This is a genomic window from Streptomyces sp. NPDC093795, assembly GCF_044764665.1.
Taxonomy (GTDB): Bacteria; Actinomycetota; Actinomycetes; order Streptomycetales; family Streptomycetaceae; genus Streptomyces.
The window spans coordinates 24,635-39,713 of the sequence record NZ_JBIWIO010000001.1 but is presented as its reverse complement, the minus strand read 5'-3'; the positions used below and the strand labels follow the sequence as shown (position 1 = coordinate 39,713).

17 protein-coding genes are annotated in these 15,079 nt (G+C 72.7%); 10 read left to right on the top strand and 7 right to left on the bottom strand.

The genetic code is table 11. The features are described from left to right. Positions 1-4: 4 nt before the first annotated feature. Positions 5-424: a Fur family transcriptional regulator gene (locus ACIRB7_RS00195; protein WP_360786006.1), complete on the bottom strand. Its 420-nt coding sequence runs from the start codon at positions 422-424 to the stop codon at positions 5-7. A 166-nt stretch (positions 425-590) separates the two neighbouring features. Between ACIRB7_RS00195 and ACIRB7_RS00190 the strand changes: the two genes are divergently transcribed. After that, positions 591-2,042 (top strand): catalase, encoded by a 1,452-nt coding sequence (locus ACIRB7_RS00190; protein ID WP_403590114.1) that lies wholly within the window; start codon positions 591-593, stop codon positions 2,040-2,042. Between the two features lie 78 nt (positions 2,043-2,120). Here the strand turns inward: ACIRB7_RS00190 and ACIRB7_RS00185 are convergent, their stop codons facing one another. Next, entirely contained in the window at positions 2,121-2,510 is a 390-nt protein-coding gene (locus tag ACIRB7_RS00185; RefSeq protein ID WP_403590112.1) for a cyclic nucleotide-binding/CBS domain-containing protein, read from the bottom strand. 139 nt (positions 2,511-2,649) lie between these two features. Beyond that, a complete protein-coding gene (hisN, locus tag ACIRB7_RS00180) occupies positions 2,650-3,459 on the bottom strand; it encodes a histidinol-phosphatase (protein ID WP_351218725.1) in 810 nt (269 codons plus the stop codon). A gap of 116 nt (positions 3,460-3,575) precedes the next feature. Between hisN and ACIRB7_RS00175 the strand changes: the two genes are divergently transcribed. Next, entirely contained in the window at positions 3,576-4,235 is a 660-nt protein-coding gene (locus tag ACIRB7_RS00175) for a TetR/AcrR family transcriptional regulator (RefSeq protein WP_403590109.1), read from the top strand. Here the strand turns inward: ACIRB7_RS00175 and ACIRB7_RS00170 are convergent. The 4 genes from ACIRB7_RS00170 to ACIRB7_RS00155 all read right to left on the bottom strand — a co-directional run bounded on the left by ACIRB7_RS00170 (position 4,127) and on the right by ACIRB7_RS00155 (position 7,620). Further along, positions 4,127-4,450, bottom strand: coding sequence for a multidrug efflux SMR transporter (locus tag ACIRB7_RS00170; protein WP_360786015.1), 324 nt, complete (start codon positions 4,448-4,450; stop codon positions 4,127-4,129). The two genes, ACIRB7_RS00175 and ACIRB7_RS00170, sit on opposite strands and share 109 nt — an antisense overlap. 92 nt (positions 4,451-4,542) lie before the next feature. After that, positions 4,543-5,556 (bottom strand): ribosome small subunit-dependent GTPase A, encoded by a 1,014-nt coding sequence (rsgA, locus tag ACIRB7_RS00165; RefSeq protein ID WP_403590105.1) that lies wholly within the window; start codon positions 5,554-5,556, stop codon positions 4,543-4,545. A gap of 3 nt (positions 5,557-5,559) precedes the next feature. After that, on the bottom strand, positions 5,560-6,915 hold the full coding sequence (aroA, locus tag ACIRB7_RS00160; RefSeq protein ID WP_403590103.1) for a 3-phosphoshikimate 1-carboxyvinyltransferase: 1,356 nt from the start codon (positions 6,913-6,915) through the stop codon (positions 5,560-5,562). A gap of 21 nt (positions 6,916-6,936) precedes the next feature. Beyond that, positions 6,937-7,620, bottom strand: a complete 684-nt coding sequence (locus ACIRB7_RS00155; RefSeq protein ID WP_351218735.1) for a M50 family metallopeptidase — start codon at positions 7,618-7,620, stop codon at positions 6,937-6,939. A gap of 49 nt (positions 7,621-7,669) precedes the next feature. Here ACIRB7_RS00155 and ACIRB7_RS00150 point away from each other — a divergent pair, with 49 nt between their 5' ends. From ACIRB7_RS00150 to def, 8 genes are all read left to right on the top strand, one after another. Then, positions 7,670-8,485 (top strand): SOS response-associated peptidase, encoded by an 816-nt coding sequence (locus ACIRB7_RS00150; RefSeq protein WP_403590099.1) that lies wholly within the window; start codon positions 7,670-7,672, stop codon positions 8,483-8,485. A gap of 54 nt (positions 8,486-8,539) precedes the next feature. Beyond that, positions 8,540-9,187 (top strand): alpha/beta family hydrolase, encoded by a 648-nt coding sequence (locus ACIRB7_RS00145; RefSeq protein ID WP_403592415.1) that lies wholly within the window; start codon positions 8,540-8,542, stop codon positions 9,185-9,187. Between the two features lie 237 nt (positions 9,188-9,424). After that, entirely contained in the window at positions 9,425-10,081 is a 657-nt protein-coding gene (locus tag ACIRB7_RS00140; protein ID WP_030207302.1) for a sigma-70 family RNA polymerase sigma factor, read from the top strand. Beyond that, on the top strand, positions 10,078-10,395 hold the full coding sequence (gene rsrA, locus ACIRB7_RS00135; protein ID WP_403590096.1) for a mycothiol system anti-sigma-R factor: 318 nt from the start codon (positions 10,078-10,080) through the stop codon (positions 10,393-10,395). Before ACIRB7_RS00140 ends, rsrA begins: the two co-directional genes overlap by 4 nt. Positions 10,396-10,543: 148 nt before the next feature. Next, positions 10,544-11,926, top strand: coding sequence for an HD-GYP domain-containing protein (locus ACIRB7_RS00130; RefSeq protein WP_403592412.1), 1,383 nt, complete (start codon positions 10,544-10,546; stop codon positions 11,924-11,926). Beyond that, a complete protein-coding gene (locus tag ACIRB7_RS00125) occupies positions 11,923-13,182 on the top strand; it encodes an HD-GYP domain-containing protein (RefSeq protein WP_403590094.1) in 1,260 nt (419 codons plus the stop codon). The genes ACIRB7_RS00130 and ACIRB7_RS00125 overlap by 4 nt, the downstream gene beginning before the upstream one ends. A 79-nt stretch (positions 13,183-13,261) precedes the next feature. Next, the gene (locus ACIRB7_RS00120; RefSeq protein ID WP_351218745.1) at positions 13,262-14,242 is read left to right on the top strand and encodes a hypothetical protein; all 981 of its coding nucleotides are present in this window, start codon (positions 13,262-13,264) and stop codon (positions 14,240-14,242) included. Between the two features lie 67 nt (positions 14,243-14,309). Continuing rightward, the gene (gene def, locus ACIRB7_RS00115) at positions 14,310-14,945 is read left to right on the top strand and encodes a peptide deformylase (RefSeq protein WP_403590090.1); all 636 of its coding nucleotides are present in this window, start codon (positions 14,310-14,312) and stop codon (positions 14,943-14,945) included. Positions 14,946-15,079: the final 134 nt, after the last annotated feature.

The following is a 15,079-nucleotide window of genomic DNA, read 5'->3' as shown; positions in this document are numbered from 1 at the left end:
CGTGTCAGGCCGTCGTCGCGCAGCTCGGGCAGATGCCCCGGTACGTGACCTCGACGTTGGAGATCGTGAAGCCGAAGCGCTCGGTGTCGGGCAGGTCCGCCATCGGGTCGCCGCCCGGGTGGACGTCGCGGATCGCGCCGCAGCGGCCGCAGACCAGGTGCTGGTGCGGCCGGTGGGCGTTGGGGTCGTAGCGCTTGGCGCGTCCGTCGGTCGCCACCTCGATGACCTCACCGAGGGTGACCATCTCGCCCAGCGTGTTGTAGACGGTCGCGCGCGAGATCTCGGGGAGACGCGTCACCGCGCGCGCGTGGACCTCGTCGGCGGTCAGGTGTACGTGATCTCCGTCGAGGACCTCGGCCACGACACGCCGCTGCGCGGTCATCCGCCAGCCGCGTCCGCGCAGTCGTTCCAACAGGTCACTCATGGGGGCCAGCCTAACAGTCACGGGACCGGGATCCCGAACGGGTGTGACTTTGGAAGTTCACTTGACTTAGACATTGTCTATCGTAGGATCTGAACCGGCATCGGCCAAGGGCTTCACCCGGCCCGGCCGAAGGACAGGACTCGCAGTAATGACGCAGGAGGCGCACGTGACGCAGGGACCGCTCACCACGGAGGCCGGCGCGCCGGTCGCCGACAACCAGAACAGCGAGACGGCGGGCGTCGGCGGTCCGGTCCTCGTGCAGGACCAGCTCCTCCTGGAGAAGCTCGCCCACTTCAACCGTGAGCGCATCCCGGAGCGCGTCGTCCACGCGCGCGGTGCGGGCGCCTACGGCACCTTCACGCTCACCCGTGACGTCTCGCAGTGGACGCGTGCCGCGTTCCTCTCCGAGGTCGGCAAGGAGACCGAGACCTTCCTGCGCTTCTCCACCGTCGCGGGCAACCTCGGCGCGGCCGACGCGGTCCGCGACCCCCGCGGCTGGGCGCTGAAGTTCTACACCGAAGAGGGCAACTACGACCTCGTCGGCAACAACACCCCGGTGTTCTTCATCAAGGACGCCATCAAGTTCCCCGACTTCATCCACACCCAGAAGCGCGACCCGTACACGGGCTCGCAGGAGGCGGACAACGTCTGGGACTTCTGGGGCCTCTCCCCGGAGTCGACCCACCAGGTGACCTGGCTCTTCGGCGACCGCGGCATCCCCGCCTCGTACCGTCACATGGACGGCTTCGGCTCGCACACGTTCCAGTGGAACAACGAGGCCGGCGAGGTCTTCTGGGTCAAGTACCACTTCAAGACCGACCAGGGCATCAAGAACCTCACCCAGGACGAGGCCAACCGCCTCGCGGGCGAGGACCCCGACTCGCACCAGCGCGACCTGCGCGAGGCCATCGAGCGCGGTGACTTCCCGAGCTGGACCGTGCAGGTCCAGATCATGCCGGCGGCCGAGGCGGCGAACTACCGCTTCAACCCGTTCGACCTCACCAAGGTGTGGCCGCACGCGGACTACCCGCCGATCGAGATCGGCAAGCTGGAGCTCAACCGCAACCCGGAGAACGTCTTCGCCGAGGTCGAGCAGTCCATCTTCAGCCCGGCGCACTTCGTGCCCGGCATCGGTCCGTCCCCGGACAAGATGCTCCAGGGCCGTCTCTTCGCCTACGGCGACGCCCACCGCTACCGCGTCGGCATCAACGCCGACCACCTGCCGGTGAACCGCCCGCACGCCACCGAGGCGCGCACCCACTCCCGTGACGGCTTCCTCTACGACGGCCGCCACAAGGGCGCGAAGAACTACGAGCCGAACAGCTTCGGCGGCCCCCACCAGATCGACCGCCCGCTGTGGCAGTCGGTCCCGGTGACGGGTGTGACCGGTGACCACGAGGCCCCGATCCACTCCGAGGACAACGACTTCGTGCAGGCGGGCAACCTCTACCGCCTGATGTCGGAGGACGAGAAGAGCCGACTGATCGACAACCTGTCGGGCTTCATCGCCAAGGTCTCGCGCGACGACATCGCCGAGCGGGCCATCAACAACTTCCGCCAGGCGGACGGTGACTTCGGCAAGCGGCTGGAGGCCGCGGTCCAGGCCCTGCGCGGCTGAGGGCTCTTGTCGTAGGGAGAGCGGGGCCGGATTTCCGTACGGGATCCGGCCCCGCTCTCGCGTATCCGGGCGGGTGGTTCAGCCGGCGACGCTGTGCACCGGGATCCAGCAGCGGATGATGTCGCGTACGGAGACGATGCCGACGGGCCCCCGGTCGTCGAGGACGACGAGGTGGCGGAAGCCGCCGTGGGTCATGGCCTCGGCCGCCTCCGACAGAGTCCAGGTGGGGGCGGCGAAGACGACGTCGCGGGTGGTGTGGGAACCCGCGGTCTCCACGTCGGGATCCTGGTCGACGGCGAGGGAGTTGAGGATGTCGCGCTCGGTGAGGATGCCGAGCCCGCCGGCGTCGGTGTCGAGGACGACGGCCGCGCCGACGCGGCGCGCCGACATCAGCCGGGCCGCCTGGCGGAGGGTGTGGGCAGGGCCGATGGTGAGGACCACCGAACTCATGGCGTCGCGAACGAGCATGGACGGAGCCACCTCCTTGGTGAACCGCCCCATGGGAATCGGTTCACAAGTTCACAAGTGGGGGGATTGTGAGCGTGGCACCGAGCGGGAGGTCTGACAAGGGGGCGCGCGAGGCGCGCCCGGGTGGTGTCGGCGGCGCTCAGCCCTCCGCGTTCTCCTGGTTGAGGTAGCTCAGCAGCTCACCGTGGAGCAGACCGTTCGACGCCGCGGCGTTGCCGCTGTGCGGTCCGTGCCGGCCGTCGAGGCCCGTGTACGTACCGCCCGCCTCCTGCACCACGACAGCCACCGCCGCCATGTCCCACAGCGACAGCTCCGGCTCCGCGCAGATGTCCACGGAACCCTCCGCGACCATCATGTACGGCCAGAAGTCGCCGTACGCCCGGGTCCGCCAGCACGCGCGCGTGAGGTCCAGGAAGCCGTCGAGCCGGCCGTGCTCCTCCCAGCCGCTCAGCGAGGAGTACGCGAAGGAGGCGTCCTCCAGGGTGGCGACCTTCGAGACCCCGATCCGGGTCGCCGAGGCCAGACTGCGCCCGGTGTACGCGCCCAGGCCCTTCGCCGCCCACCAGCGCCGGCCGAGCGCCGGGGCCGACACGACGCCGACCACCGGCTGGAACCCGGTCTCCCCGGCCTCCATCAGCGCGATCAGGGTCGCCCAGACCGGCACCCCGCGCACGTAGTTCTTCGTCCCGTCGATCGGGTCGATCACCCAGCGGCGCGGGCCCGAGCCCTCCACGCCGTACTCCTCGCCCAGGATCGCGTCACGCGGCCTGGCCCGCTGGAGCTGACCCCGGATCAGCTCCTCGGCCGCCTTGTCGGCCTCGCTCACCGGAGTCATGTCCGGCTTCGTCTCGACCTTGAGGTCGAGCGCCTGGAAACGGTCCATGGTGGCGGCGTCGGCGGCATCCGCGAGGACATGGGCGAGACGCAGATCATCGTGGTAGTCGGCCATGGTCGGCACTCTATCTCCGCGCGATCACCGAACGGAGAACCGTCCACGGGCGGCCTTGACAGGGCGTGAGCGGCTGTCGACGCTGGGCGGAGAACCGTTCCCTCCCGGAGGTGCCGATGGCGACCGCCCGCGAGGCCCTGCTCGACGCCGCGCTCGCCGCGCTCGCGCACCGGCCCTGGTCCGCCGTGCGCATGGCGGACCTCGCCGCGGCCGCCCGGGTCTCCCGGCAGACCCTCTACAACGAGTTCGGCAGCAAGGAGGGGCTCGCCCGCGCCCTGGTGCGGCGGGAGGCCGACGCCTATCTCCACGGTGTACGACGGCTGCTCGCCGCCCCGGCCCCGCCCGAGCGGAACCTGGCCGCCGTCGCCGAGTGGATCGTGGCCAGGGCCGCCACCCGCCCCGTGCTCCGGGCCCTGCTCACCGGCGCCTGGGACGCGCGGCTGCCGGCGCCGAGGCCCGCCAGGTCCGGCGCCCGCCCCGCGGCCGTCCCCGCCCAGCGCCGCGCCGACGAGGGGCCGCCCGCGCCGGGCGAGCTGGTCGCGGCGACCGTGGCCTGCGCGGACGAGCGGTGGGCGGCGGGCTGCGAACTCGCCGTCCGGCTCGCCCTCAGCCATGTCGTGGCGCCCGTCGTCCCCTACGCGCGCGTGGCGGGGCAGGGCGGGGGCGGTCAGTGCGAGGAGCCGGAGAGTTGGAGTCCGATGACCCCGAGGATCACGAGCGTGATCGAGACGATCTTGAGCGTGGAGACCAGGTCACCGAGGAAGACCATGCCGTAGATCGCCGTCCCGGCCGCGCCGATCCCGGTCCACACGGCGTACGCGGGGCCCACGTCGAGCTTCCGCAGCGCGAGGGTGAGGAGACCGAAGCTGCCCAGGGCGAAGGTCGCGAAGGCGATCGTCGGCCAGAGCCGGGTGAATCCGTGCGAGAGCTTCAGACAGACCGCGAATCCGGTCTCCAGGATGCCTGCGACCACCACCAGCAGCCACGCCATCGAAAGTGCCTCCCACGCCGTCGGTGACTGCTTCGTCGCACTTGGTGCGATTATGCACATACCCACCGTGGTCGGCCGTGAACGCGGGCGGCTCAGTCGCCCTCGCGGCGCTCCCGGGTCGCGAGCAGCCGCCGCAGTGAGACCAGGCGCGCCGGATCGGCGTGCCCGTCCGCCACCCACGCGTCGAGCGCGCAGTCCGGCTCGTCGTGGCTGCACGCGCGCGGGCAGCCCTCCGTACCCGCTACGAGCTCGGGGAAGGCGAGGATCACCCGGGACGGATCGACGTGGTGCAGGCCGAAGGAGCGCACGCCCGGGGTGTCGATGACCCAGCCGCCCTCCTTGTCGTCCAGCGGCAGCGCGAGCGCCGAGGTCGTGGTGTGCCGGCCACGGCCGGTGACCGCGTTGACCACGCCCGTCGTCCGTCGCCTGTCCGGCGGGACCAGGGCGTTGACCAGGGTCGTCTTGCCGACGCCGGAGTGCCCCACGAACGCGGTGGTCCGCCCCTTGAGGTGCTCGTGGACCCGCTCGGCCGCGACGCCGTCCACGAACTCGTCGCGCGTGGTCACCACGTACGGCACACCCAGCGCCCCGTACATGTCGAGGAGCGTGTCCGGCGACGCCAGGTCGGACTTCGTGAGGACGAGCAGCGGGGTGAGACCGCCGTCGTACGCGGCGACCAGACAGCGGTCGATCAGCCGGGGGCGCGGCTCGGGGTCGGCGAGCGCGGTGACGATCGCCAGCTGGTCGGCGTTGGCGACGACCACCCGCTCGTACGGGTCGTCGTCGTCGGCCGTTCGGCGCAGCACCGAGGTGCGCTCGCCGATCCGCACGATCCGGGCCAGCGTGTCCCGCTCGCCCGACAGGTCGCCGACGATCTGGACCCGGTCGCCGACCACGGCGGCCTTGCGGCCCAGTTCGCGCGCCTTCATCGCCGTCACGAACCGGTCGTCGACCAGACAGGTCAGCCGGCCCCGGTCGACGGTGAGGACCATGCCCTCGACGGCGTCCTCGTGCTTCGGGCGGATGGTCGTACGGGGACGGGTGCCCTTGCGGTTGGGCCGCTGGCGGATGTCGTCCTCGTCGGTGTTCTTGCCGTAGCGCCGCATGGTTCAGGCCCCGAGCATTTCGGTCCACATCCTCGGGAAGTCCGGCAAGGTCTTCGCCGTCGTCGCCACGTCCTCGATCTCCACGCCCTCGACCGCGAGGCCGATGATCGCGCCCGCCGTCGCCATGCGGTGGTCGTGGTACGTGTGGAAGACACCGCCGTGCAGCGGGCGCGGCCGGATGTGCAGACCGTCCTCGGTCTCGGTCACATCGCCGCCCAGCTCGTTGATCTCCTTGGTGAGCGCCGCGAGCCGGTCCGTCTCGTGCAGTCGCAGATGGGCGACCCCGCGCAGGGTCGACGGGGAGTCCGCGAGGGCCGCGACCGCCGCGATGCCCGGCGTCAGCTCGCCGACCTCGCCGAGGTCCACGTCGATGCCGTGGATCCGGCCCGTACCGGTGAACGTCAGACCCGCCTCGGTCAGCTCGCAGGAACCACCCATCTCGGTGAAGATCTCCCGCAGCGCGTCACCGGGCTGGGTGGTCCGCGCGGGCCAGTCCGGGACCGTCACCCGGCCACCGGTCACCAGCGCGGCCGCCAGGAACGGCTGCGCGTTCGACAGGTCCGGCTCGACGACCAGGTCCCGGCCGCGCAGCGCGGACGGGGTCACCCGCCACACGTCGGGCGCGCCGCCGTGCTCCGGTTCGTCGACCTGGGCGCCGACCGCGCGCAGCATGTCGACCGTCATCCGGATGTGCGGCAGCGAGGGAAGCCGCGTGCCCACGTGCCGTACCTCGACGCCCTGGTTGAAACGGGCTCCGGACAGCAGCAGGGCGCTGACGAACTGGGACGACGAGGAGGCGTCGATCTCGACCGTCCCGCCGTCGAGGCCACCGGCGCCGTGCACGGTGAGGGGCAGCGCGCCCCGGCCGTCGTCGTCGATACGGGCCCCGAGCGCGCGCAGCGCGTCGATCACACCGTGCAGCGGGCGCTCGTGGGAGCGGGGGTCGCCGTCGAAGCGCACCGGGCCTTCGGCGAGTGCCGCGACCGGCGGCAGGAAGCGCATGACCGTACCGGCGTTGCCGACGTCGACGGTCGCGGGCCCGTGCAGCTGCGCCGGGATGATCCGCCAGGCCTCGCCCGAGCCGTCGGGGTCGCCCGCGGCGGAGGAGCTGGACGACACGGTCTCCTCGATCCGCACGCCGAGGGTACGGAGCGCCTCGGCCATCAGGAGGGTGTCCCGGGAGCGCAGCGGGCGCCGCAGCCAGCCGGGCTCGGAGGCGAGCGCGGCGAGGACCAGGGCCCGGTTGGTGACCGACTTCGAGCCGGGCACGGTGACGGTCGCGTCGACGGCGCCGCGCGCGTACGGAGCGGGCCAGAGGTCGGTGGACGGATCGGTGTGCGCGGAAGCAGCTGCGGTCATGGAACTCACTGTACGGGGGAGTCAGTAGCGCAGGAGCCAGCGCCCGCCGCCGATCAGGGCGCAGATCGAGACCGCGTGGAAGAAGAACAGCCACACCCCGGCGGGCACATGGGTGAGCCGCGCCAGCTGGTCCGCGTCCGAGTCGCCGGTGCCGCCCCGGCGCCGTTTCGCCTGGAGCTCGAAGGCCGGGCGTACGCCGCCGAGGAGCAGGAACCAGACCACCGCGTAGGCGAAGGCCGACTGGACGTCGGGGCCGGTCAGCCAGGAGACGAGGAGGAAGGTGGCGCCCGTCAGGAGGACGGTGAGGATCCCGTACGCGTTGCGGACCATCACGAGCATCGCGAGGAGCAGCGCGGTCGCGACCCACAGCAGCAGGGTGACCCGGTGGGTGCCGAGCAGGGCGGCGCCGCCGAGGCCGAGCAGCGGGGCCGCGGGGTAGCCGGCGGCCAGGGTGAGGACCACGCCGACGCCGGTCGGGCGGCCCCGGCTCACCGTCAGTCCGCTGGTGTCCGAGTGCAGCCGGATCGCTTCGAGACGCCGGCCGGTGGCGAGGGCGAGGAGGCCGTGGCCGCCCTCGTGGGCGATGGTGATCGCGTTGCGGGCCAGGAGCCAGACGCGGCGGGGCACGGTGACGGCGAGGGCGGCGACGCCGGTGGCTATCACCAGCCACTCGGCCGGCGCGTCCTGCGGGCTGAAGAGGTCCATGTCTCGGGCCGCTCCTCGGGGGGTCGGGGATCGTGGCAGTCTGGCACGTATGTGCGGACGGTATGCGGCGAGTCGGCGGCCCGAGGACCTGGTCGACGCCTTCGGTATTGAGAAGTGGGAGCCGGAGGAGACCCTGGCCCCCGACTGGAACGTGGCCCCGACCAAAGAGGTCTGGGCCGTTCTGGAGCGTCCTGTGAAAGACGCGGATTCGCCGCGTCCGGTTCGCCAGCTCCGCGCATTGAAATGGGGACTCGTACCGTCCTGGTCGAAGTCGCCGGAGGGCGCCGCCCGGATGATCAACGCGCGCGCGGAGACCGTGGACGAGAAGCCCTCCTTCAAACGGGCCTTCGCGGCCCGCCGCTGCATCCTGCCCGCCGACGGCTACTACGAGTGGGTGACCGCGGCGGGGGAGCGCGACCTGGAGGTCGAGGGGAAGAAGAAGCGGCCCCGGAAGCAGCCGTACTTCGTGACCCCGGCGGACGGCTCGGTCTTCGCCATGGCCGGGCTCTACGAGTTCTGGCGCGACCGGACCCTGCCCGACGGCGACCCCTCGGCGTGGTGGGTGACCTGCTCGGTGATCACCACAGAGGCGGAGACCGGACCGCTGGGCGTGGCCCCCGCCGATGGCCCGCACTCGCTCGCCGACATCCACCCCCGGATGCCCCTGATGCTCACCGAGGACCGCTGGGACGCCTGGCTCGACCCGGCGCGCACCGACCCGGAGGAACTGCGCGGCCTGCTCGCCCCGCCGCCCGGGGGACTCATGCGGGCCTACCCCGTGGCCACCGCCGTCAGCAACGTCCGCAACAACGGACCCGAACTCCTCACCGAGCTGGAGGGCCCGGAGGTCGGCACGCTGTTCTGACCGTCCGACCAGGCCAAGGGGACGGCCGGGCGGCAAGATGATCCCGTGACCGACGTGACACAGAACGAGACCGTTTCCACCGACGCCGGTGAGGCCCGCGTCACCTGGTACGAGGGGACGGAGCCCTGGGCCGTCCTCGCCCTCGGCCACGGCGCCGGCGGCGGCATCGAGGCCCGCGACCTCCGGGCCCTGGCCGCCGCGCTCCCCGCGAAGGGCGTGACCGTCGCCCTCGTCGAGCAGCCCTGGCGGGTCGCCGGCAAGAAGGTCGCCCCCGCCCCCAAGACCCTGGACACCGGCTGGCGCGGCCTCTGGCCCGCCCTCGCCCGGCCCGGCCTCCCGGTGATCGCCGGCGGCCGCAGCGCCGGCGCCCGCGTCGCCTGCCGTACCGGCCGGGACCTCGGCGCGCTCGCCGTCCTCGCGCTGAGCTTCCCGCTGCACCCCCCGGGGAAGCCCGAGAAGTCCCGCGCCGACGAGCTCCTCGGCACCGGCCTGCCGACGCTCGTCGTCCAGGGCGGCAACGACCCCTTCGGACGGCCGGAGGAGTACCCGGAAGGCCCGTACGAGCTCGTCGAGGTCCCGTACGGCGACCACGGCTTCGCCCTGCCCAAGCGCGCGCCCCTCGGCCAGGACGAGGCCATGGAGCTGCTCGCGGACGCGGTCGCCGCGTGGATCACCGGCCTGCGCCGAACACCCCGCCCGTAGCGGGAATGTGGAACGGGGGGCCGCTGTTGTCGAGAGCGTCGGTGTGAGAGCAATGGAAGAGGTGTCCGTCGTATGGGTTCGACCATCTGCCCGGAGCGTGCGCAGGCCGCTGACCTCGACTGGACAGTCCTGCCCGCCCCCAAGGGCGCCCAGATTCGGGCGGCGGGCGGAGCGGTTCCTCGTCTATCCTCCGAAACGAGCGGGTCCGCCCTCGGGCTCGCCGCCGCGCTGGAGGAGGTGGGTCCGGTCACTGGGACCGACACAGGGACCGACGACGGCCCCGAGGAGACGACCGAGGAGCGCAACGCGCGCTTCGAGCGGGACGCCCTCGGCTACCTCGACCAGATGTACTCGGCCGCGCTGCGCATGACGCGCAACCCCGCGGACGCGGAGGACCTCGTGCAGGAGACGTACGCCAAGGCGTACGGATCCTTCCACCAGTTCCGCGAGGGCACGAACCTCAAGGCGTGGCTGTACCGCATCCTCACGAACACCTTCATCAACTCGTACCGCAAGAAGCAGCGTGAGCCCCAGCGCAGCGCCGCCGAGGAGATCGAGGACTGGCAGCTCGCCCGCGCCGAGTCGCACATGTCGACCGGGCTGCGCTCCGCCGAGTCGCAGGCGCTCGACCACCTCCCGGACTCCGACGTGAAGGAAGCGCTCCAGGCGATTCCCGAGGAGTTCCGCATCGCCGTCTATCTCGCGGATGTCGAGGGCTTTGCGTACAAGGAGATCGCGGACATCATGGGGACACCCATCGGTACGGTGATGTCCCGACTGCACCGGGGCCGCCGCCAGCTGCGCGGCATGCTCGAGGACTACGCCCGCGACCGCGGGCTGGTACCCGCGGGCGCCGGAGAGTCGTCGAACGATCTGAAAGGCTCGGGCTCATGAGCTGCGGAGAGCCGCACGAGACGGATTGCTCAGAGGTCCTGGATCATCTCTACGAGTTTCTCGACAAAGAGATGCCCGACAGCGACTGCACCAAGTTCGAGGTGCACTTCGAGGAGTGCTCCCCGTGCCTGGAGAAGTACGGCCTCGAACAGGCGGTGAAGAAGCTCGTCAAGCGCTGCTGCGGCAGTGACGACGTCCCCACCGACCTGCGGTCCAAGGTCATGGGCCGGATCGACCTCATCCGCTCCGGGCACCCTGTGCCCGAGCAGGAGATCACGGCGGTCCTCCCGACGACGCCGGCACCGCAGGAGTAGGACCCCTCCGGCAGAGGGAACGGAGGCCGTCGCGGCACGAACGCGGCGGCCTTCGCCGTAAGTCAGCTTGTATCACCCGATGGTGCGAATCAGCGCCGGAGTGCCGCCCCCGGCCGCCCCGCTCGCTAGCGTGACCCGCGTGATGGGCGTGAAGGTCATTCCACGGGCGGCCCGCGTGTACATCGGCTGCGCCCTGCTCGGCGCCGGGGCCTGCGCCCTGCCCGCGCTGCACCCCGGCGCGTCCACCCCCTGGAGCACGGTCGCGCTCCTCGCCGCCCTGTACGCGCTCTGCGAGCTGCCCGCCCGCTGCCCGCTCCTCGGCCGCGCGTTCGGCGGCTCCGTCCCCATGGGCACCGGCTCCTTCTTCCCCGTCCTCCTCGCCGCCGCCCTGCTCCTGCCACCCGCCGCCGCCGCACTCGCCGCCCTGCCCGGAAGCCTCCTCACGCGCGTCGACGAACCCCCGGCCGCGCCCCGCCGCGCCTGGCGCGCAGCCGCCACGGCCCTCGCCGTCTGGGCCGCCGCGCGGACCGCGGGAGCCCTCGGCGGCACCGACGCCCTCGGACACGGGCCCGACACCCCCGACTTCCCGTACGCCCTGCTCCCCGCCGGCGCCGCCGCGCTCACCTTCTGCCTCGTCCTCACCGCCCTCGACGGCGGCATCCGCGCCACCGCCGACGGGCTGCCCCCGCGGGCCGCCTGGCGCGGCCTCCTCGGCCGGGCACTCGCCCCGCACGCCGTGCACGGCCTCGCCGGACTGATGATGGCCGTCCTCTGGCGCAGCACCTACGGGCCCGTCTCGGCGCTCTTCGTGCTCCTCCCCATGTACATCTCCTGCTGGGTCTTCGCCCAGTACCACCGCGAACGGGCCGCCCACCAGGCCACCATCCGCGCCCTCGTCCAGGCCGTCGACATCAAGGACCGCTACACCCGCGGCCACAGCGAACGCGTCGGCCACGCCTCCGTCCTGATCGCCCGTGAGCTCGGCATGGCCGAGGACCGGCTCGACGTCGTACGGTTCGCCGGCATCCTCCACGACGTCGGCAAACTCGGCGTCCCCACCCGCGTCCTCCGCAAGGACGGCCCGCTCACCCCCGAAGAGCGCCGGGTCATCGAACTGCACCCGGAGTACGGGCACGAGATGGTCCGGGGCATCGGCTTCCTCGGCGAGGCGCGCGGCGCGATCCTCCACCACCACGAACGCATGGACGGCACCGGCTACCCGTACGGGCTGCGCGGCGAGGAGATCCCCGAGTTCGCCCGGGTGGTCGCCGTCGCCGACGCCTTCGACGCCATGACCTCCACCCGCTCCTACAGCCGGGCCCGCCCCGTCCCCACCGCCGTCGCCGAACTCCAGCGGTGCGCGGGCCGCCACTTCGACCCCCGGATGGTCGCCGCGCTCGTCCGCGCCCTTGACCGGCACGGCTGGCAGTCCGCCGCCACCGCCGACGAGACACCCCCACGGCCCGACCCGCTGCCGCCGCCCCGCGAGGCGGACGCCACACGGCCCGCCTGGTCGAAGGAGCGCGCGTGAGGCCCGGAGCCGTCACCGCCGGCGCCGTCCACGGCGCCGCCCTGCTGCTGAGCCTCGCCGGCTTCGCCTCCACCCTCTGGTACGGAGTCGCCGAACCCGGCAACGCCCTCGCCTTCGGCACCCTCGTCGTCCTCGGCGAGCTCACCCGCTGGGGCGCCGCCCCCGGCGAACGCGAACCGGCGCCCCTCGCCGCCGCCGGAGCCCTCGCCTACGCCCTCCTCGGGGCGAGCGCCGGCACCGCCACCACCCACGGCGTCCTCCAGATCGTCGCCGTCGTCGTCGCCGCGGGACTCGCCGGAATCGTCCCCCACCTCGCCCGGGGCCGGGGCCCAGGCCCCGACCACCATGCCCGCCGCGTCCTCACCGTCGCCTTCGCCGCGCTCTGCTTCCAGCCCCTCTACAACTCCGGGCTCGTCGTCGAGCACCTCGGCCAGGGCCCGCCGTACGCCCTCTTCCTGCTCCTCCTCCTCGTCCTCACCGCCCTCTGCGACGCGGTCCTCGCCGCGCTCCTGCTCCGCGCCCGCACCGGATTCCCGTACGGCCCCCTCCTCCGCGACGAACTCCGCGCCCTCCTCGGCATCGGCTCCGCCGTCTGCGCCACCGGCGCCGTCATGGCCCTCGGCGTGGCCGCCGCCGGGCTCTGGGCACTGCCCGTGCTCGCCGTGCCGCTGCTCCTCACCCAGGTCTCCTTCCGGCGGTACGCGGCCGTCCGCACCGTCAACCGGCAGACCATCGCCTCCCTCGCCCGCGCCACCGAGATCGCCGGCTTCACCCCGCCCGGCCACACCCGCCGGGTCGCCGCCCTCAGCACGGCCGTCGGCCGGGAGCTCGGCCTCTCCGGGGCCGAGCTGACCGTCCTGGAGCAGGCGGCGCTCATGCACGACATCGGGCAGCTCTCCCTCGTCGACCCCGTCGACGGCGGCGCCACCGCACTCCTCCCGGCCGAGGAGCAGCGTCGGATCGCCCTCCTGGGCGGCGAGGTCGTCCGCAGGACCGGCGTCCCGGCGGCCGTCGCCGTGATCGTGGAACGGCAGGCCGATCCGTACCGCGAGCAGCCGCTGCCCGCCCGGATCGTCCGCGCCGTGAACGCCTACGACGACCTCGCGGGCGGCGAGAGCGCGGGCGCCGCCCTCGACGCCCTGGAGCGGCTCCGGCTCGGCACCGCCCGCGACTATCACCCGGATGTCGTCGAATGCCTGGCCAGGGTCCTGGCACGGGGCGGAGCCGCGGGGATGACCTCCGTCGTCACGGGGTAACCCATGGGTAATGAGCGCGCGTCCGACCGGGCATGGTTGGATGCGAACAAGAGGGTGAAGCGACCGGCAGGCGGGAATCGTGAAGATCTTCGGGAAGGTACGGCATCGGCCCTCCGCCTCGTGGCGGCAGGCCACCGACCGCGCGTTCACGCTGATCGGCGACGGACGGTACGAGGACGCGGGCGCGCTGCTGACGCGTGCGGCGGATCTGGAACCCTGGCTCTCCGAGTCCTGGTTCAACCTGGCACTGCTGCACAAGTTCCGGCACGACTGGGAGCAGGCCCGGGCCGCCGGGCTCCGCGCGGTCGCGCTGCTCGACAAGGAGAGCGGCGCCCCCGACTGGTGGAACGTCGGGATCGCCGCCACCGCGCTCCAGGACTGGCCGCTGGCCCGCCGCGCCTGGCAGGCGTACGGCCTCAAGGTCCCCGGCGCCGCCTCCGGCACCGGCGAGCCCGCCGGGATGGAGCTGGGCAGCGCCGCCGTCCGCCTCTCGCCCGAGGGCGAGGCCGAGGTCGTCTGGGGCCGCCGGCTCGACCCGGCCCGGATCGAGGTCCTCTCCATCCCGCTGCCGTCCTCGGGCCGCCGCTGGGGCGAGGTCGTCCTCCACGACGGCGTGCCGAACGGCGAGCGGACCACCACCGCCGGACCCTCCTACCCGGTCTTCGACGAGATCGAGCTGTGGGCCCCCTCACCCGTCCCCACCTGGGTGGTCCTCCTGGAGGCGGCCACCGAGGCCGACCGGGACGCCCTGGAACAGCTCGCCGCGGAGGCCGGATTCGCCGCCGAGGACTGGTCGTCCTCCGTGCGGCTGCTCTGCCGTGCCTGCTCCGAGTCGACCATGCCGAGCGCCGAGGGCGAGGGCGAGCACTCCGACCCGCACGACCACAGCGAGCCGGGGCATCCCGGGCCGCTCGGCCACCGCTCGCCCGGCGAGCTGTGGGTCCCGGAGCGGGAGTGCGGCCTCGCGGCGCCCGCGGGCCTGGTGCGCGGGCTCCTGGACGGCTGGGTGGCGGACAGCCCGGACAGCCGCGAGTGGCGGGATCTCGAAGAGGTCTGCTGAGTCTTCCCTCGTGGGCCCGTAGGCTGTCCTCCGACGGAATCGGGTTTTCAGAAGGGCGCGGCCGGACATGGCGCAGCAGGAGACGGACGAGCAGACGCAGACCAACGACGGTTTCGTCGTGGACACGGAGGACTGCGAGGCGCGCGAGCTCGCCCACCGCGAGCGCGGCACCGCCCGCCCGATCACGGTGGTCGGCAACCCGGTCCTCCACAAGGAGTGCAAGGACGTCACCGAGTTCGACGACGAGCTCGCGGCGCTCATCGACGACATGTTCGCCAGCCAGAAGGCCGCCGAGGGCGTGGGCCTGGCCGCCAACCAGATCGGTGTGGACCTCAAGGTCTTCGTCTACGACTGCCCCGACGACGAGGGCGTCCGCCACACGGGCGTCGTCGTCAACCCGGTCCTGACGGAGCTGTCGGCCGATCAGCGCGTCCTGGACGAGTCCAACGAGGGCTGCCTGTCCGTGCCGACCGCCTACGCCGAGCTGGCCCGCCCCGACTACGCGGAGGTCCACGGCCAGGACGCCCAGGGCAACCCGATCAAGGTCCGCGGCACCGGTTACTTCGCCCGCTGCCTCCAGCACGAGACGGACCACCTGTACGGCTACCTGTACATCGACCGCCTCTCCAAGCGCGACCGCAAGGACGCCCTCCGCCAGATGGAAGAGGGCACCCCGCGCTACGAGACGGTGCCGAACGCCTGATCACCTGCTGTTACGCGTACATGCGGCGCGGGGGGGGGGGGGGGGGGGCGGGCGGGCCGGGGGGCGGGGGGGGGGGGGGGGGGGCGGGGGGGCGCCCCCCCCCCCACCCCCCAACCCCCCCACAAACAAAAGAA